Source organism: Pseudomonas sp. AN-B15, assembly GCF_019056475.1.
Taxonomy (GTDB): Bacteria; Pseudomonadota; Gammaproteobacteria; order Pseudomonadales; family Pseudomonadaceae; genus Aquipseudomonas; species Aquipseudomonas parakoreensis.
In genome coordinates, this window is sequence record NZ_CP049737.1 from 2767990 (window position 1) to 2785150 (window position 17161).

General features: G+C 60.7%; 14 protein-coding genes and 1 tRNA gene. 9 read left to right on the forward strand and 6 right to left on the reverse strand.

What is annotated here, in order from left to right; genetic code table 11:
• The first annotated feature begins 58 nt into the window (after window positions 1–58).
• On the forward strand, window positions 59–1435 hold the full coding sequence (locus tag GTQ41_RS12490; protein WP_047294087.1) for a GntP family permease: 1377 nt from the start codon (window positions 59–61) through the stop codon (window positions 1433–1435).
• Between the two features lie 508 nt (window positions 1436–1943).
• On the opposite strand, the gene GTQ41_RS12495 is transcribed toward GTQ41_RS12490, so the two are convergent.
• Window positions 1944–2031 (reverse strand) — tRNA-Ser (locus GTQ41_RS12495).
• Window positions 2032–2154: 123 nt separating this feature from the next.
• Between GTQ41_RS12495 and GTQ41_RS12500 the strand changes: the two genes are divergently transcribed.
• Entirely contained in the window at window positions 2155–2826 is a 672-nt protein-coding gene (locus tag GTQ41_RS12500; protein WP_027613775.1) for a Bax inhibitor-1/YccA family protein, read from the forward strand.
• Between the two features lie 63 nt (window positions 2827–2889).
• On the opposite strand, the gene GTQ41_RS12505 is transcribed toward GTQ41_RS12500, so the two are convergent.
• Both GTQ41_RS12505 and GTQ41_RS12510 read right to left on the reverse strand, forming a co-directional pair.
• Window positions 2890–3216 carry a YceK/YidQ family lipoprotein gene (locus GTQ41_RS12505; protein WP_047294089.1) on the reverse strand — a complete coding sequence of 109 codons (327 nt, stop codon included), beginning with the start codon at window positions 3214–3216 and terminating at the stop codon, window positions 2890–2892.
• A 59-nt stretch (window positions 3217–3275) separates the two neighbouring features.
• Entirely contained in the window at window positions 3276–3713 is a 438-nt protein-coding gene (locus tag GTQ41_RS12510; RefSeq protein WP_007915449.1) for an Lrp/AsnC family transcriptional regulator, read from the reverse strand.
• A 151-nt stretch (window positions 3714–3864) separates the two neighbouring features.
• On the opposite strand from GTQ41_RS12510, the gene GTQ41_RS12515 reads away from it, so the two are divergent.
• Window positions 3865–4761 (forward strand): DMT family transporter, encoded by an 897-nt coding sequence (locus tag GTQ41_RS12515; protein ID WP_047294091.1) that lies wholly within the window; start codon window positions 3865–3867, stop codon window positions 4759–4761.
• Here the strand turns inward: GTQ41_RS12515 and GTQ41_RS12520 are convergent.
• From GTQ41_RS12520 to GTQ41_RS12530, 3 genes are all read right to left on the reverse strand, one after another.
• Window positions 4748–6637, reverse strand: coding sequence for an acyltransferase family protein (locus GTQ41_RS12520; RefSeq protein ID WP_047294093.1), 1890 nt, complete (start codon window positions 6635–6637; stop codon window positions 4748–4750). The genes GTQ41_RS12515 and GTQ41_RS12520 overlap by 14 nt on opposite strands.
• 78 nt (window positions 6638–6715) lie before the next feature.
• Window positions 6716–7756 (reverse strand): FUSC family protein, encoded by a 1041-nt coding sequence (locus tag GTQ41_RS12525; RefSeq protein WP_179294985.1) that lies wholly within the window; start codon window positions 7754–7756, stop codon window positions 6716–6718.
• A gap of 46 nt (window positions 7757–7802) precedes the next feature.
• Window positions 7803–9428: an NADP-dependent glyceraldehyde-3-phosphate dehydrogenase gene (locus tag GTQ41_RS12530; RefSeq protein ID WP_047294097.1), complete on the reverse strand. Its 1626-nt coding sequence runs from the start codon at window positions 9426–9428 to the stop codon at window positions 7803–7805.
• Window positions 9429–9809: 381 nt separating this feature from the next.
• On the opposite strand from GTQ41_RS12530, the gene GTQ41_RS12535 reads away from it, so the two are divergent.
• The 6 genes from GTQ41_RS12535 to GTQ41_RS12560 all read left to right on the forward strand — a co-directional run bounded on the left by GTQ41_RS12535 (window position 9810) and on the right by GTQ41_RS12560 (window position 17160).
• Entirely contained in the window at window positions 9810–10163 is a 354-nt protein-coding gene (locus tag GTQ41_RS12535; protein ID WP_047294104.1) for a cytochrome c5 family protein, read from the forward strand.
• A 76-nt stretch (window positions 10164–10239) separates the two neighbouring features.
• A complete protein-coding gene (locus tag GTQ41_RS12540) occupies window positions 10240–11568 on the forward strand; it encodes a D-arabinono-1,4-lactone oxidase (protein WP_196302428.1) in 1329 nt (442 codons plus the stop codon).
• Window positions 11569–11642: 74 nt separating this feature from the next.
• Window positions 11643–12851, forward strand: a complete 1209-nt coding sequence (locus GTQ41_RS12545; RefSeq protein ID WP_196302429.1) for a DSD1 family PLP-dependent enzyme — start codon at window positions 11643–11645, stop codon at window positions 12849–12851.
• A 229-nt stretch (window positions 12852–13080) separates the two neighbouring features.
• Window positions 13081–13692 carry a transposase gene (locus GTQ41_RS12550; RefSeq protein ID WP_080963271.1) on the forward strand — a complete coding sequence of 204 codons (612 nt, stop codon included), beginning with the start codon at window positions 13081–13083 and terminating at the stop codon, window positions 13690–13692.
• Between the two features lie 57 nt (window positions 13693–13749).
• Window positions 13750–15348 carry a ShlB/FhaC/HecB family hemolysin secretion/activation protein gene (locus GTQ41_RS12555; RefSeq protein ID WP_047294112.1) on the forward strand — a complete coding sequence of 533 codons (1599 nt, stop codon included), beginning with the start codon at window positions 13750–13752 and terminating at the stop codon, window positions 15346–15348.
• A gap of 12 nt (window positions 15349–15360) precedes the next feature.
• Window positions 15361–17160: a DUF2341 domain-containing protein gene (locus tag GTQ41_RS12560; RefSeq protein WP_047294114.1), complete on the forward strand. Its 1800-nt coding sequence runs from the start codon at window positions 15361–15363 to the stop codon at window positions 17158–17160.
• Window position 17161: the final 1 nt, after the last annotated feature.

Here is a 17161-nt window from a genome sequence, read left to right on the forward strand (position 1 = left end):
TGCCATTCATCTCACCCACATACAAGAATTTGGGCACCAGCCCAACCGAGAACCTTTCATGACTCCCTTAGATATAGATCTGTTACTGACCGCATTGATCAGCGTCCTGGTGCTGGTAGCGCTGATCGTCTCGCGCCTCAAAATGCACCCGCTGCTGGCTTTGCTGGTAGTTTCCGTCGGCGTAGGCTTTGCAACCGGTATGGAGCCAGATGGCATCGTCTCCCACTTGGTCACCGGCGCCGGCAAGACTCTGGGGGCAGTGGGGGTGGTCATTGCGCTGGGGGCGATGCTCGGCAAAATTCTTGCTGACGCTGGCGTCACCGAGCAGATTGCTGCGGTCATCCTCAAGCGCACATCGGATCGGATGATTCCGTGGGCGATGATGATGGTCGCGTTTGTGATTGGCATACCGATGTTTTTCGAGGTCGGCCTGGTGATCATGCTGCCGCTGATCTTCAGCGTGGCGCGCAAGCTGGAAAGTCAGGCGCGCTTCAAGGGTTCAGCGTATATCTATGTGGGCGTTCCGGTGATTGCCGCACTGGCCGCCATGCACGGCATGGTTCCGCCGCACCCTGGCCCGCTGACGGCCATCGCCGCGCTGAAAACCTCGGTCGGGCCCACCATGCTCTATGGCTTCCTGGCGGCTATCCCGGCCATGATTTTAGGCGGCCCATTGTATGGCGCATTCATTTCCCCGCGCATGAGCACTCGGCCCGATCAGGTGTTGCTGGATCAGTTCACCCTGGCTGAAAAAGCCGACGATAAACCAAGCCCCAGCGTATACCTTGGCGTGCTGGCAGCCTTGCTGCCGGCGATCCTGATGCTGTTCCATGCCGTCGCCGAGATGGTATTGGCCAAGGACAATGCGCTGCTGAAAATGGCCGCTTTCCTCGGCAATCCGCTGATAGCGATGCTGCTGGGCGTGCTGTTCGCCGGGGCCAGTCTGGTACTCGCGCGCGGCGGCGATGCGGGGCAATTGCGCGACTCGCTGGGCAAGAGCCTCAAGCCAATCGCCTCGATCATCATGATCATCGCCGGCGGCGGTGCCTTTCAGGAACTGCTGACCAGCGCCAAGGTGGGCGATGCGATTGTGCACCTGACTCAGCAGTCGGCGTTCCCTCCGCTGATCCTCGGTTGGTTGATCGCCATGTTGCTTTCGGTGTCTACCGGTTCCGCCACGGTAGGTATCGTGGGGGCTGCCGGCTTGCTGGCGCCGCTTGCCGGTGCTGATCCCAGCCTCAACCTGCCGCTGCTGGCCTTGTCCATTGGCTGCGGCTCGTTGTTCTTCAACTACGCCAACCATGCAGGTTTCTGGATGGTGAAGGAATCCTTCGGCATGACGATGGGCGAAGCCACCAAGACTATTTCGGTGGTGCAATCGATCGTCGCCGTGGTCGGTTTGCTTGTGGTGTTGCTGTTGAACGTGGTCGTGTAATGACCTGAGGCGGCGTCCAATCAGGACGCCGCCATCTGTGAAACCCCTTATTGGCCGTCGATCAGGCGCGGCAGTGGAAGCGGATTGGACTCGCGCAGTGACTCACCGATCGCTTTTGGCCGGTTGCTGCCCTTTGGGGCAAACCGCATTCGGCCAATAGATGCTACTCGTAATCGACTCGGCCCCTTGCTTCCAGCAGCCAGTCAAATCGCAGATATAAGTCTGTAACCAGCTGTTGGCTGGATATGGCACGAGCCGGGTTGACGGGGGTTAGGTGAACCAGAACTGGTTATTCACCATATGGGCTGGCCATCGCTAGCCACTATCGGTGACTCGAGTCCGCCCCTTTCGATTCGACTGAGGTAACGGTAGTGGCTGCCAGCCAATTCGTCACGGCTTGACGAAATGACTGAAAAGATGCGGAAACCATCCAGTAAAAGATGAGCAAAATTTCCGAATGCCAGAAACGACAAAGCCCTGAAAAATCAGGGCTTTGTCGTACATAAGATGGCGGAGGCGATGGGATTCGAACTCATGGACCTGTTACAGTCGACGGTTTTCAAGACCGTTGCCTTAAACCACTCGGCCACACCTCCGTTTGCGTTGCGGGCGCCATAATACCTGAATGAAACACACTGTCAAACTCTGTGCATGGCTTGTTACAGAGCGTCTGTTATGATCTTTGCCACTGAACGTTTCAAACCAACAGGAGTGTCGCCATGCGCGAACAGGATTACGCAGTTCACAACAGCGTGCAGGCTGAGCAGCTAGAGGTTAGCCGCGTCCTGCGCAACACATACGGCTTGCTGGCGCTCACGCTCGCATTCAGCGGTGTGATGGCGTTTGTGGCCCAGCAGATGCGTGTTGGCTACCCGAACATTTTCGTGGTGCTGATCGGTTTCTACGGGCTGTTCTTCCTCACCAACAAACTCCGTGATTCCGCGTGGGGCCTGGTTTCCGCCTTTGCGCTGACCGGTTTCATGGGCTTCCTGCTCGGCCCGATCCTCAACCGTTACCTGGGCATGCAGGGCGGCGCTGAAGTGGTCAGTTCGGCATTCGCGATGACCGCGCTGGTGTTCGGTGGTCTGTCGGCCTACGTGCTGATCACCCGCAAGGACATGAGCTTCCTCGGTGGTTTCATTACCGCCGGTTTCTTCGTGTTGCTGGGTGCCACTCTGGCAAGCATGTTCTTCCAGATCAGCGGCCTGCAACTGGCGATCAGCGCCGGTTTCGTGCTGTTCTCGTCGGTCTGCATTCTGTTCCAGACCAGCGCGATCATCCACGGTGGCGAGCGTAACTACATCATGGCGACCATCAGCCTGTACGTATCGATCTACAACCTGTTCATCAGCCTGTTGCAGATCTTCGGCATCATGAGCCGCGACGACTGATCGCTGGCCTGAAACAACAAAAAACCCGCATCGGCGGGTTTTTTGTTGTCTGCAAAAAGCAGATCAGTTGATCACGATGCTGCCATCGGCCTGTTGCTTGTAAATGGTGTAGGGCAGCAGAAATGTATCCAGCACACCCGAAACCGCGGCATCTACCACCAGGCCAAACGAGGCATTGTTGTAATTGAACGCGTCGACGTCATCCGGTTTTTCGGCGTGCAGCATGCAAAAGTCGTAGGTCGCACCGCTGTAAATGCGCGGAACGGCGCCACAGTAGGTTTTCTTGGTTTTCAGCTGGTCCACGGAAAACTTGTCGCTGAACGCAACCGTTTGCACCGTCCCGCAGCCAGTGAGCAATACTGCCGACAGCATCAATGCCTGAACCTTCATCACCGCCAATCCTTAGCCGGAAAAAACCTCAATCTACGCCGAACAGGTACAAAAAGCACTTACGCCATCGGCGGTAACCGGCGCTTGACTGGCGTCTTCTTGACGATCGCAGTGTTGGTTTCGGCCAGCGTGTTGAGGCGGTCGAGCAGGGTGTCGAGCTGTTCCATCGAGCGCACGTGCAGGCGGGCGATGAAGCAGTCCTCCCCGGTGACTTTGTCGCACTCGGTGAATTCCGGAATTGACAGGATCTGTCGTTCCACTTCCTGCAATTGCCCCGGCAGCGGTCTCACCCGGACGATGGCCTGCAGTTGATAGCCGAAGCATTTCGGGTCGATCTCAACCGTATAGCCCTTGAGCACGCCGCGCTCCTCCAGTCGGCGCAGGCGCTCGGCCACGCTGGGCGACGACAGGCCGCTGATCTGCGCCAGTGCCTTGAGCGAGCGGCGTGAATCTTCCATCAGGGCGCTGATGAGGATCTGGTCGATATCGTCGGTCATGGCGCAACTCCGGCATAAGGCATTTGCGGGAAACCACCCGCGATAAAAAAGGCAGAAACCGAGTTTAGCCTGCTTTTTGCGCTGGAGGCGCAGGAAGCCGGCTTGGCATACTTTGCCCACGCTTTCGTCAAAACGTTTAGGGAGATCGATGATGGACAACTCAATCCGCCGTGGTTCATTGGAAATGACCGCTGCCATGCTGATTTCCGGGACCATTGGCTGGTTCGTGCTGGTCTCCGGGCAGCCGGTGCTGGACGTGGTGTTCTGGCGCTGCGTGTTCGGCGCCGGCACCTTGCTGCTGATCTGTGCCGCGTTCGGCTTCCTGCGTCCGGGCATTCTGACCCGTACCACGTTCCTGTTGGCCGTCCTCAGCGGCGCCGCGATTGTTGGCAACTGGGTGCTGTTGTTCGCTTCGTATTCCCGGGCCTCAATTGCCATCGGGACGGCCGTCTACAACGTGCAGCCGTTCATGCTGGTTGGCCTGGCGGCACTGTTTCTCGGCGAGAAAATCACCTTGCAGAAACTGTTCTGGCTAGCGATTTCCTTCCTTGGCATGCTGGCGATCGTCAGCGCCCACGGCGGGCAGGGCGAGAGCGGTCACGAATATCTGCTGGGCATTGCGCTGGCGCTGGGCGCGGCGTTGCTGTACGCGATCGCGGCGCTGATCATCAAGCGCCTCACTGGCACGCCGCCGCATCTGATCGCGCTGATCCAGGTCTGCACCGGAGTGCTGTTGCTCGCGCCGTTCGCGCACCTAAACGGCTTGCCGCAAACACACGGAGCCTGGGCCAGTCTGGTGACGCTGGGCATCGTCCACACCGGCCTGATGTATGTGCTGCTGTACGGCGCGATCCAGAAACTGCCGACCGCCCTGACCGGTGCGCTGTCGTTCATCTACCCGATTGCGGCGATCTTCGTCGACTGGTTTGCCTTCGGCCATCGCCTGCAGATCCTGCAATGGGTCGGCGTGGCGGCGATTCTGCTGGCCGCCGCCGGGATGCAACAGGGCTGGGGCTTGAAAGCCCGGCGTCAGCTCAGATCGGTTTGATCACAGCCCGGAACAGTCCTTTCAACTGCTGATTGCCGGCATCCACCAGATGGTTGTCGTCAAAGTACAGCGGGACGCCGTCCATGGAGCCCATGCAGTGGCCATCGGGGCACAGGTACGGCGTCGGGTCGATCACCGTCGCGTTGCAGCGGCTGGCCGCCGCTTCGATGGTCGCGATGGCGATGCGATTGCGTTTCTCGTAAGCCTGTAACGGCAGGGAAATGTCCGAGGTTTGCCCGAACAACCGCTGATTCAGATTCAAACCCTTGTAGACGCTGAAGGGCATTTCCGGGATCGGTTTGACGATATACACCGGATGCTTTTCAGCGATCGAGCAGACCGTGCTGACGTACTCTTCGGTATAGGCTTCGGCAAACGCGGCCTGACGCTCGGGAAAGGAAATCCGATAGCTGTTTTCCCGCCCTGAATCCGCGTACAGCGCCGCGCGGCTGAACAGCACCACGGGCACGCCGGCGTACGCGGTTTTCAGTTGTTGCAGCTTTTCCTGATTGAAGCCTCGACATTGGCTTTCGACGGTTTTGTCGTGCATGGCGAAGTGCGCCAGGGTCGGGCAACCGCCCCGTGACCAAGACAGCGCGGCTTGAGGGTTGTCTATCTGCACCGCTGCTGCAGTCGATTGCGCGTGGCTGTCGCCATACAGAATCACCGACACCTCGCCTGTGCCGAGTTTGCAATCCGCCGCTGCATAAGCGTTGGGGTAGCATTCCTGCGGATACAGTTTGCTGGTGTATTCCGGCTGACCGAGTTCGACCAGCGCCGGGCGCCAATCGGGATGCTGCTTGACCAGCGACGACGTGACTGCCGACACGGCAACCACAGCCACCGTCAGCGACGCGAATTTGATGACTGTGCGTGTGGCGGTCGTACCTTTGTTCACCTTAGACTCAACCAGGTAGAAGGACAGGGTGCCGAGCGTGAACGAGGCGATGATCGCGCCGATCACATGTGGCCAACTGGTCAACAGCCCGCACAAGTACAGCAGCACCACCAGCGGCCAATGCCACAGATACACCGAGTAGGAAATACTCCCGACAAATTGCAGCGCAGAATTGCTGCTGAACACCGACCGGGTATTGCCGTGAATCACCAGCATCGTCCCCAGCACCGGCAGCAGTGCCAGGTAGCCCGGCCACAGATCGGCCTCAGAAAAGCCCAGCACACTGACGGCAATCGCCAGCAGGCCGAGACTTTCGCAAATCGCGCCGCCGCGCGGGCTCAATCGTAGCGGAAACAAAAAAACCAGGCCGCCAGCGATCATTTCCCAGGCGCGGGTGGGCAGCATGTAGAAGGCGAACGTCGGGTTGACGCGGGTCACGATGATGGACGCCGCGAGCGACATCAACGCCAGGGCAACCAGGGCAAAGCGGGTTTTATCGGCGCCGAAGCACTTGTGCAAACCCATGATCAGCACGGGATAGAACAGATAGAACTGCCATTCGACCGACAGTGACCAGGTATGCAACAACCAGTTTTCGTGCAGGGGTGCGGCAAAATAATTGCCGCTTTCGGCGAAACTGAAGTTCGAACTGAATAGCAGACTGCTCTTGATCGTGCGGATCGTCTCGCGCAAGTCGTCCAGCGGCAGGTACAGATAACCGAAGACCAGCAGCGTAACGCACAGCACCAGCAGGGCAGGAATAATGCGGCGGGCGCGAGAGGCGTAGAAGCCGAGGAGGGAAAAGTTCTGTTGTTGCACGCCATTGACGATGATGCCGGTCATCAGGAATCCGGAGATGACGAAGAACACGTCAACCCCGGCAAACCCGCCCTCGAACCCTGGCACCTTGAAATGAAACAGCACGACCGACAGCACGGCCAGTGCCCGCAGGGCGTTGATACTCTTCCTGAATTGCATTTATGCGTCCATGTCACATCCGTTGTGGGCGCATTGTAGTGATGGTGTCCGCTTTGTTACACGGATTTTTCCGCTGATTCAGATGTTCCAGCGCGGCGCCGTCATCGCCAGGCGTTGGCGTAGTTCACCAATGTTCGCGGCCAGTTGTCGGGTCAGCAACCGGTAACCGTCCAGTGTGCTGTAGACCGGTGTGTCGAGACTGGCGTCCGGCAACTCCAGCGGGCGCTGCAGGCGCTGCGTGGCGCCGGACTTCAAGGCCCGGGCCATGCCGATCAGTTGCACGCGGATCACCCGGTGCTCGGCCCGCAGTGCCGATTGCAGGTGCGCCATGGCGTCGGGGTCGTTCGCATCCGGGCGGGTGTTGCCGAGGATCTCCAGCGTGCTGACGCACATGCGCAGGTTGCGTTGAATCGCGTCCAGTTCGGTCATGGAAATTTTCACTTCCTTGGACACCGAAGGCATCAGCGAGCGCAGTTGCACCATCACCGCGGTCACCCTGCCCATCAGCTTCAGGTGTTCATCGGCGCTGACCGGTTGGCCGCTGATGATTCGCCCGTACAACGTGGCGCAGTCGCGCAGGGCATCGGCCAGGTTGTAGCGCCACGAATACACCGCGTACAGCGGCAGGGCGAAGGAGAATGCGAGGGCCAGGGCGATGCCGATCAGGATGTCGACCCCGCGCCACAAGCCGTCGGTGATCGGGTTGTCGCCATGCCCGGCGACGATGAAGACGGTAATCGCCGAGAGCAGGGCGGTGTATCCGCCTTTGCCGATCGCGTGATAGGAGAAGAATCCGCAGACCACCGCCATGGCAAAGTAGGTCAGCCATGGCAGGCCCAGCCATGCCTGTTGCGCCACCAGCACCAGTCCGACGCCGGCACCGATCAGGGTGCCGGTGGCGCGTTCGGCGGCTTTTTTGCCAATGTTGCCGTGATGCTGCAAGCCGCCGATCACCACCAGCATGGTCACCGACGCCCACTCGCCGTGGGGCAGGTTGATGCCGGTGGTCAGCAGGATGGTCGCCAGCAGCCCCAACGCGACCCGTACCGCGTGGATCAGCCGGGCATGCCGGTAGCGGCGGTACGGGTCCAGCAACGGACGCAGGATCCGCCGCAGCAGCGGTGGCAGTCGGTGGGTGCTGAATGTACTCAGTGCAAGGTCCTCGTCAGAAGATGTAGTCGGTGGTCAGGAAGCTCGAATCGCGGCCGCGAATGATTTCGCTGATCAGCTCCTTGTTGCTGTCCTGGAACTTGGTTGCCACCAGTGTGCGGATCGAAAACACCCGCAGTGCATCGTGTACCGACAGCGTGCCCTCGGCGGAGTTCTTGCGCCCGTTGAACGGGTAGGTGTCCGGGCCGCGCTGGCACTGGGCGTTGAGGTTGATCCGCCCGACCTGGTTGGCGAAGGTATCGACCAGTCGGCCGATCGCCACCGGGTTGGTGCCAAACAGGCTCAGTTGTTGACCGAAGTCCGATTCCAGCACGTAATCGATCACGGTATCGAGGTGGCGGTACGGCACGATCGGCACCACCGGGCCGAATTGTTCTTCGTTGTACACGCGCATCTGCGGCGTCACCGGGTATAGCACGGCGGGGTAGAAGAACGACTCTCGACTCTCGCCACCATTGGGGTTGACCACTTGCGCGCCCTTGCTCTGCGCGTCAGCCACCAGACCGTGCAGGTAGTCGACCTTGCCCGACTCCGGCAGCGGCGTCAGTGCCACGCCGCTGTCCCACGGCATGCCTGGCTTGAGCGTGGCCAGTTTGGCGTTGAATTTTTCGATGAAGGCGTCGACCACATCCTCATGCACAAACAGGATCTTCAGCGCAGTGCAGCGCTGGCCGTTGAACGACAGCGAACCGGTGACCGCTTCGCTGACGGCGTTGTCCAGATCGACTTCCGGCAGGACGATACCCGGGTTCTTCGCATCCAGACCCAGCGCGGCGCGCAAACGGTGTGGTTTCGGGTGCAGTTTCTTCAGGTCGCTGGCGGCTTTGTTGGTGCCGATGAAGGCGAAAATATCGATCTTGCCGCTGGCCATCAGCGCGCTGACAGTCTCGCGGCCGCTGCCGTAGATCACGTTGATCACGCCGGTGGGGAAGCTGTCGCGGAACGCTTCAAGCAGCGGGCGGATCAGCAGCACGCCGAGTTTGGCCGGTTTGAACACCACGGTGTTGCCCATGATCAGCGCCGGGATCAGCGTGGTGAAGGTTTCGTTCAGCGGATAGTTGTAAGGGCCCATGCACAGCGCGACACCGAGCGGCACACGACGAATCTGGCCGAGGGTGTCCTGTTCCAGTTCGAACCGGCTGGAGCGGCGGTCGAGTTCTTTCAGCGCGTTGATGGTGTCGACGATGTAGTCGCAGGTGCGGTCGAACTCTTTTTCCGAGTCCTTGAGGTTCTTGCCGATTTCCCACATCAGCAATTTGACCACGGCTTCGCGCTGCTGACGCATACGGCCGAGGAACGCTTCGACATGCTGAATACGTTCGGCGACGCGCAGGGTCGGCCACAGGCCCTGACCGCGATCGTAGGCACGCACGGCGGCGTCGAGGGCGGTGAGGGCGGTGTCGGCATCCAGCAGCGGGGTGCTGCCGAGAATCACTTGTTCATCGCCATTCTCGCCGTGCAGATACACAGGGCTGCGTACCGTGGCCAGCGGGCCGTCCCAGCGCCGCAGTTCGCCATCGACGAGGTATTCGCGTTGCTCGACCTGAGCGTCGAGGCGGTATTTTTCCGGGATGTCGCTGACAGAAGGGAACAGGTTGCCAAGGATGTTTGCTGTGGTCATGTCGCTACCCCGTATTGATGTCCGTATGCAGATCCAAAAGTCTGTACAGTTTATACGCCTGAATACGCGGGAATTTAAACCCGCGAATGTCACGCGAATGTCACGCAGAGAGGCGGAACAGAGCGGAATCAGCAACGCCGTTTACCCTGTGGGAGCTGGCTTGCCAGCGATTAGGCCGGCACTTGCGCGACTTTCATTGGCTGACACTCCGCTATCGCTGGCAAGCCAGCTCCCACAGGTTTTGTGGTGCTGTCCGAGCCCGAGCTCAATTCTGGCTGGCCCCGGATGCCCCCCTCGTTGTCCCGCAATGCCCTCAACCCGCTGCCGTGCCTGCCTTAAGGTGTGATCACAACAAAAAGCGCTACCCAGGCGAGGATCGTTATGCGGGCAATCCCACTCACTTTAATGCTGGCGCTGTCTGTCGCCCTGTGCGGCTGCGGCGAAAAAGCTGCACCGCCGGCGACCACCCACAACGCCACGCCCTCCGACCCGGCACTGGCGCAGATCTACGCCAACAGCTGCCAGCTGTGCCACGCCAACCCGGCCGCCAACGCGCCGCTGACCGGCGACCGCAAGGCCTGGGAACCACGCCTGCAGCAGGGCACCGACACCCTGCTTGATCACGCCATCAACGGCTACAACGGCATGCCGCCGATGGGCCAGTGCGTCGAGTGTTCGGAAGAACAATTCCTGCAACTGATCGGCTTCATGGCCGATCAGCCCCTCCCACAATAAGGGCGCGCGCATGAGCATGGATCTGACACGCCGTCAGTTGTTGCAACGGGCAAGTATCGTCGGCGCGTTCAGCGCGCTGGCTTCCAATCCGGCGCTGGGCCAGTTGATGCGCGCGCCACGGCTGATTCCCTGGCGCAACTGGTCGGGCGGGCAGAGTTGCCTGCCGGCGGCGCGGGTAGCGCCAAAGAATCTGGATGAATTGACCGCAGTCATCCAACAGGCACCGGGCAAGATTCGTCCCGTCGGCTCGGCGCATTCCTTCAGTGCGCTGGTGCCCACCGACGGCACGTTGCTGTCGCTGAGCTACTTCAACGGTCTGCTCGATCACGACCCGAAAACCCTGCAGGCCGAATTCGCCGCCGGCACGCCGATGTCGCGTATGGGCAAGCCACTCAAGGACATTGGCCAGGCCCTGCAGAACATGGCCGATATCGACTACCAGACCCTCGCCGGCGCCATTTCCACCTCGACTCACGGCACCGGCAAGACCTTTCAGTCTTATTCGGCCCACGTCTGCGGGATGCAATTGGTGACCGCCAGTGGTGAGGTATTGGACTGCGACAGCCAGCGTCATCCGGACGTATTCAATGCCGCCCGGGTATCCCTCGGCGCGTTGGGTGTTGCCACTAAAATCCGCTTGCAAAACCGTCCGGCGTATCGTCTGCGGGAAACCCAGTGGATCGCCAAGACCGAAGAACTGCTTGAAGATCTGGACAAGAACACCCGCGAAAACCAGCACTGGGAAATGCTCGTTGTCACCCATTCCGACTACGCCTTGTCCATCGCCCTCAACGAAACCGGCGACCCGGCCACACCGCCGATCCCGCCCGAGGAGGAGGGTGGCAACGAGTTCGTGACCCTGATCGAGAAGATCGACAAGTACGGCAGTGATTTCCCCGGCCTGCGCACCTCGTTGCTCAACAGCTTGCGGCATCTGGCGAGTTTCGATGATCGGGTCGGCGACTCGTTCGACATCTACGCCAACGTGCGCACCGTGCGCTTCAACGAGATGGAGTACTCGGTGCCCGCCGAACACGGCCCGGCCTGCCTGCGCGAAATCCTCAAGCTGATTCAGGACAAGGACCTGCGCACCTGGTTTCCCATCGAGTACCGCTACGTCAAGGCCGACGACATTGCGCTGAGCATGTTCGAGGGCCGCGACAGCTGTTCGATCTCGGTGCACCAGCATTATCAGATGGACCATCACAACTTCTTCGCCGCCATCGAACCGATTTTCTGGAAGTACAACGGTCGCCCGCACTGGGGCAAATTGCACACGCTCAATGCGCGCACCCTGCAACCGCTGTACCCGCGCTGGCGCGAGTTTGTCGACGTACGCCAGGCACTGGACCCCAGCGGACGTTTTCTCAACGCGCATCTGTCGTCAATTCTGGGGGTGAGCTGATGGCGGTCAATCGACGCAAGTTCATGCTGGGCACCGTGGGCGTTGGCGCCTTATTGCTGGGAGTCGGTGCCTGGTTGCGACCGGGCGATCATGGCAACCCGTACAGCGAGTATTTCCGCGCCCTGAATAAAGAATTGAAAGACCACGGCCCAATGCGTCCGGTGCTTTTGATCGATCTGGATCGGCTCGACCACAACATCGACGTGGTCATGCAGTCGGTGCGACGCGGCGGCAAACAACTGCGGCTGGTGGAAAAGTCGCTGCCGTCACCGGGGCTGTTGAGCTACATCGCGCAACGGGCCGGGACGCAAAAGCTCATGTCGTTTCACCAGCCGTTCCTCAATCACGACGCACTCACGTTTCCCCAGTCCGACATCCTGCTCGGCAAGCCGCTGCCGGTGCGTTCGGCACAGCTGTTCTATCAAACCCACAAAGGCCCGTTCGACCCGGCGAAGCAGCTGCAATGGCTGATCGACAATCCCGAACGTCTGCAGCAATACCTGGCGCTGGCGCAGGGATTGGGCACACGGATGCGGATCAACATCGAGCTGGATGTCGGCCTGCATCGCGGCGGGGTCGGTGATGTGAGTGTGCTGAGGCAGATGCTCGCGCTGATCAGCGCCAACCCGCAGCACCTGGCGTTCGCCGGGTTCATGGGTTATGACCCGTTTGTGGGCATGGGCGTGCCGGGAATACTCGGTTCGCCCGAGGAACTGTTCGCCAAGGTGATGGTGATTTATCAGCGCTGCGTGGATTTCACTCGCCAGCAGTTTCCGGCGTTATGGAATGACCACTTGTGCCTGAACACCGCCGGCAGTCCGAGTTACCGCATCCACGAAAACGAGAAACTGAGCACCGAGGTTTCGGTGGGCACGGCGATGCTCAAACCGACGCATTACGACCTGCCATCGCTGGTTGACCACGTGCCAGCGACCTACATTGCCACCCCGGTGTTGAAGAGCACCGGCGCGGTGAACATCCCGGCGCTGGATGACAGGTCGAAGCTGTTGTCGTGGTGGGATGTCAATCAGCGCCAGACCTTTTTCATTTACGGCGGCAACTGGATGGCCGAGTTCGAATCGCCCGCCGGCTTGCAGAGTAATGGGGTGTATGGGCGTAGTTCGAATCAGGAAATGGTCAACGGTTCGAATGCGGTGGGCCTGACCGTCGAGGATCAAGTGTTCCTGCGCCCGACCCAGACCGAAGCCGTCCTCCCGCAATTCGGTGATCTGCTGGCCGTGCGTGGCGGCAAGATCGTCGACATGTGGCCGGTTTATTCCTGAAGCAAAAGATCGCAGCCTTCGGCAGCTCCTACAGGGTCTACTCAGTCCCACTGTAGGAGCTGCCGAAGGCTGCGATCTTTTGATTTTGCTCTCCCATCAATTCCAGCATGAAGCTTTCATGACAAAAGTTCGGTAGCACATAGCCAGTCCGGTCATGCCTATGTAACGCGCTTGAGGGGCCCAACGGGGCGCTTTTCACAAGCCGAGGCGGGACGCCGGGAGTGAGGCAATGGGGACTATGGAACGCTACTCGAAAGTGGGCATGCAGGAACTCGATCAGCGCCTGTCGAAGATCGTCGAAGCGGCGCGCAAGAAGCCGGTGTCGGTGTATCGCTACGGTGCGCCGTGGGTCTGGATCGTGTCGCAGGATGACTGGCAGGGCGCCTTGAAAGAGGTCTCCAGCTACATTCCGCCAGGCCATTCGCTGGTGTTGCTGCGCCCGCAGATCGACGACTTGTTTGCGGCCCACCAAGACCTGCTGCATGACCTCAATGCCGAGCCCGGCATGCTGATTCCCGCGCAAACGGTCATGCACATCCTGCTCCTGCAACTGCTGTATTCGGTGCCCAGCGAGCAGCAACTGTATGAACAGCTCAATTACAACCTGCTGTTCCGCTGGTTCGTCGGTCTTGGCCTGAACCAGAAAGTCTGGAGCTTCAACGTCCTCAGTCGCGACATCGCCACGCTGCTCAACGAGCCGCGTGCGGTGCTGCTCATTCAAAAAATCATTGGCGAAGTGTTCTGCGGTGCCTTGCTGCAAATGCCTGAGTTCTCCTTGAACTTCGCGCTGCTGCACACCTGGCTCGGCAAGCACAGCGGTGCCTCGACAGTCAGCAACTGACGCAACACACAAGGCGCGCGACAGCGCCAACAGGTCATCGCGAATTCAGGGGGTAGTGTGGATCAGATTTTCACGTCACGGCTGGCGCTGTGGGGCTGGCTGCTGGTGACGGTCGGCGCGCAACCGGCATTCGCCGAAGAGGCTGCCGAAAATGCCGCGCCGCAGCGTCTGGTGGACGTCAACGAATACTTCGTGCGCGGCAACACCGTGCTCGACGCGCGGGCGATCGAAGAGGCGGTGTACCCGTTTCTCGGCCCGCAAAAAGCCATGACTGACATCGAAGGCGCCCGCGATGCCCTGCAAAAGGCTTATCAGGAGCGTGGCTATCAATCGGTGTTCGTCGAGTTGCCGGAGCAAGCAGTGGCTGACGGTATCGTCTACCTGCAAGTCAGCGAAACCAAGGTCGGCCGGGTGCGCGTGGTCGGCGCCAAACACTATTCACCGCTGGACATCCGCGACAACGTCCCGGCGCTGAAAGAGGGCGAAGTGCCGGACTTCGCCAAGGTTCAGGGCGAACTGGCGCAGCTCAATAAAACCCCGGGGCGCCAGGTCATGCCGCTGGTGCGCGAAGGTCAACGCCCGGGGACCATGGACGTCGACTTGCAGGTCGAAGACCAGAACCCGTGGAGCGCCAGCGTCGGCCTCAACAACGACTACAGTGCCGACACCGAAAAGCTCCGTGCCGTGACCAGCCTTGGCTACAACAACCTCTGGCAGCTTGGCCACAGCATCAACCTGACGTACTTCACCGCGCCGCAGGACACCGACAACGCCAAGGTCTGGTCGGCGTCCTACACCGCGCCGCTGACCGAGCGCTGGAGCGTGCAGTTCTCCGGTTACCAGTCCGACAGCAATGTCGCGACCCTCGGCGGCAGCAACGTGTTGGGCAAGGGCCACTCCTATGGCGTGTCGGCGATCTACACGTTGCCGTCCAGCGGCAACTGGTCGAACTCGCTGTCGGCCGGCATCGACTTCAAGGATTTCGACGAGCGCCTGACCCTGTCCGGCGAGAGCGACAAGGTGCCGCTGAAATACGCGCCGTTCACCTTCGCCTACAACGGCTTCCGTTACACCGAAAAGAGTCAGCTCGGCCTCGGTTTGAGCCTGGTGGCGGCCACCCGCAGCATCTTCGGCTACGGCAGTTCCGACGAAGACTTCGACTACAAACGCTACCGCGCCAACCCGAGTTTCGCGGTGGTCAAGGGCGACAGCACCTTCACCTGGACCTTCGACAACGATTGGCAAAGCGCGAGCAAAGGCGCCTTCCAATTGGCGTCGGGGCCACTGGTGTCCAACGAACAATTCTCCGCCGGCGGCGCCACTTCGGTGCGCGGCTATCTGGCCGCTGAACGCACCGGGGATGACGGCGTGCTGCTCAGTCAGGAACTGCGCACGCCGTCGCTGGCGAAATACGCCGGCAACTGGATGCAGGAATGGCGCTTCTACGCCTTTGCCGAAGGCGCGCAACTGTACCTGCGCGACGAGTTACCGGACCAGGACGCCAGTTACGCCCTGGCCAGCGTCGGCCTCGGTACCCGCGCCAGCCTCAGCAAATGGCTGTCCGGCAGCCTCGACTGGGGCTACCCGCTACTCGAAGGGCCGAACACCTCGAAGCAGGCATCGCGCCTGCACTTCAACCTTCAAGCCACGTTCTAAAGGAGCACGTTCATGCAGCGCCTCATTCTTTCGTTGTTGATCTGCCTGGGCTTCGTGCTCCCGGCCACGGCGCAGGCCTGGTGGCAGGACGACTGGCATTACCGCAAACAGATCGCCGTCGACACCACGCCGCAGGGCGCCGGGATCAATCAGGCCCTCGGTCGCACCGCGCTGCTGGTACGCCTGCACACCGGCAATTTCACCTTCGACGGGGTCAAGGAAGACGGCGCGGATTTGCGCTTCGTCGCCGCCGATGACAAGACCGTGCTCAATCACCAGATCGAAAGCTTCGACGCGCTGATGGGCATGGCGCTGATCTGGGTCGATGTGCCGAATGTCGAGGGCGGCCAGCGTCAGGACATCTGGATGTATTACGGCAACCAGAAGGCCCCGGCCACTGGCAACGGCCAGCTGACCTTCGATCCGAATTACACCGCGCTGTATCACTTCGACGGCGCCACCGGCACTCCGGCCAAAGACACCACCGCCTACGGCAACACCGCACAAAGCGCCACCGGCGCGGCGATTGACGGCGTGGTCGGGCGCGCCTTGCAGTTCAGCGGCCAGCCGTTGTTGCTGCCGGCCAGTCCGTCGTTGCAGCACAGCGCTGGCAGTGCGTTCACCTTCAGTGCCTGGCTGCGGCTGGATCAGGCCAATGGCGAGCAACTGATTCTGGCCCGTCGCGAAGGCGCCAACAGTCTGCTGGTCGGGGTCAATCAAGGCGTGCCGTTTGTGGAGATAGACGGCCAGCGCGCCGTGGCCACTCAGCCGCTGAATCCAGGGCAATGGCAGCATGTTGCGCTGACCGCGGAAGGTTCGAAAGTCAGCCTGTACATCAACGGTCGTGAGGGTGCGACCCTCGCGCAAGCGATGCCAGCGTTCAATTCGGTGATGGCGGTTGGCGGTGATCTGGCCGCTGGCCCGTACCAGCCATTTGTGGGGGCTATCGACGAACTGCGCCTTTCCAAAGTTGCCCGCCCGGCGCCGTTGCTGCTGGCCGATGCCACCGCGCAAGGTGCCGAGTCGAAACTGGTGACCTACGGCGTTGACGAAGAACAGTCCGGTTTCGGCTTCGGCAGCCTCGGTTTCCTGCTCAACGCGGTGCCGGTCGACGCCTGGGTGATCATCGCCGTGCTGGTGCTGATGATGTTTCAGTCGTGGATCATCATGCTGCGCAAGAACCGCACCCTCAGCCGCGTGAGCAAGGCCAACGAGGATTTCCGCGAGCAGTTCGCCAAGGTCGGTACCCGTCTGGAGATGTTCGCCGACGACGCGCAACTGGCCCAGCGTCTGCAGCACTCGCCGCTGTGGCGTCTGTATGCGGTGGCGGTCAAGGAAATCCGCACCCGGCGCGAGCAGGGCGCCGACACCTCTTCGGTGTCCGCAGCGACCATCGAAGCCATTCGCTGCTCGATGGACGGCGTACGTACCCGCGAGAACCAGGCGCTCAGTTCGAAACTCTCGACCCTGTCCAACGCCATCGCTGGCGGCCCGTACATCGGCCTGCTCGGCACCGTGCTGGGGATCATGGTGGTGTTCCTCGGCACCGCCATGGCCGGCGACGTCAACATCAACGCCATCGCGCCGGGCATGGCGGCGGCGTTGCTCGCCACCGCCATGGGCCTGTTTGTCGCGATCCCGGCGCTGTTTGGCTACAACCGCCTGATCACCCGCAACAAGGAAGTCAGCGCCGACATGCGCGTGTTCGTCGACGAGTTCATTACCCGTCTGGCGGAGATGCACGGTGAAGGTCAGTCCAGTGAAGCGGCGCATCAGCGCGGCCATCACGCCAACCACTCCGTACCGGCCTGAG

Excerpts from the sequence above, each read along its gene's own strand:
- GTQ41_RS12535 (WP_047294104.1), top strand. The coding sequence starts at position 9,810 with ATGCGGGCAATCCCACTCACTTTAATGCTGGCGCTGTCTGTCGCCCTG.
- GTQ41_RS12520 (WP_047294093.1), bottom strand. The coding sequence starts at position 6,637 with ATGCAATTCAGGAAGAGTATCAACGCCCTGCGGGCACTGGCCGTGCTG.
- GTQ41_RS12510 (WP_007915449.1), bottom strand. The coding sequence starts at position 3,713 with ATGACCGACGATATCGACCAGATCCTCATCAGCGCCCTGATGGAAGAT.
- GTQ41_RS12505 (WP_047294089.1), bottom strand. The coding sequence starts at position 3,216 with ATGAAGGTTCAGGCATTGATGCTGTCGGCAGTATTGCTCACTGGCTGC.
- GTQ41_RS12500 (WP_027613775.1), top strand. The coding sequence starts at position 2,155 with ATGCGCGAACAGGATTACGCAGTTCACAACAGCGTGCAGGCTGAGCAG.
- GTQ41_RS12515 (WP_047294091.1), top strand. The coding sequence starts at position 3,865 with ATGGACAACTCAATCCGCCGTGGTTCATTGGAAATGACCGCTGCCATG.
- GTQ41_RS12550 (WP_080963271.1), top strand. The coding sequence starts at position 13,081 with ATGGGGACTATGGAACGCTACTCGAAAGTGGGCATGCAGGAACTCGAT.
- GTQ41_RS12490 (WP_047294087.1), top strand. The coding sequence starts at position 59 with ATGACTCCCTTAGATATAGATCTGTTACTGACCGCATTGATCAGCGTC.
- GTQ41_RS12560 (WP_047294114.1), top strand. The coding sequence starts at position 15,361 with ATGCAGCGCCTCATTCTTTCGTTGTTGATCTGCCTGGGCTTCGTGCTC.
- GTQ41_RS12530 (WP_047294097.1), bottom strand. The coding sequence starts at position 9,428 with ATGACCACAGCAAACATCCTTGGCAACCTGTTCCCTTCTGTCAGCGAC.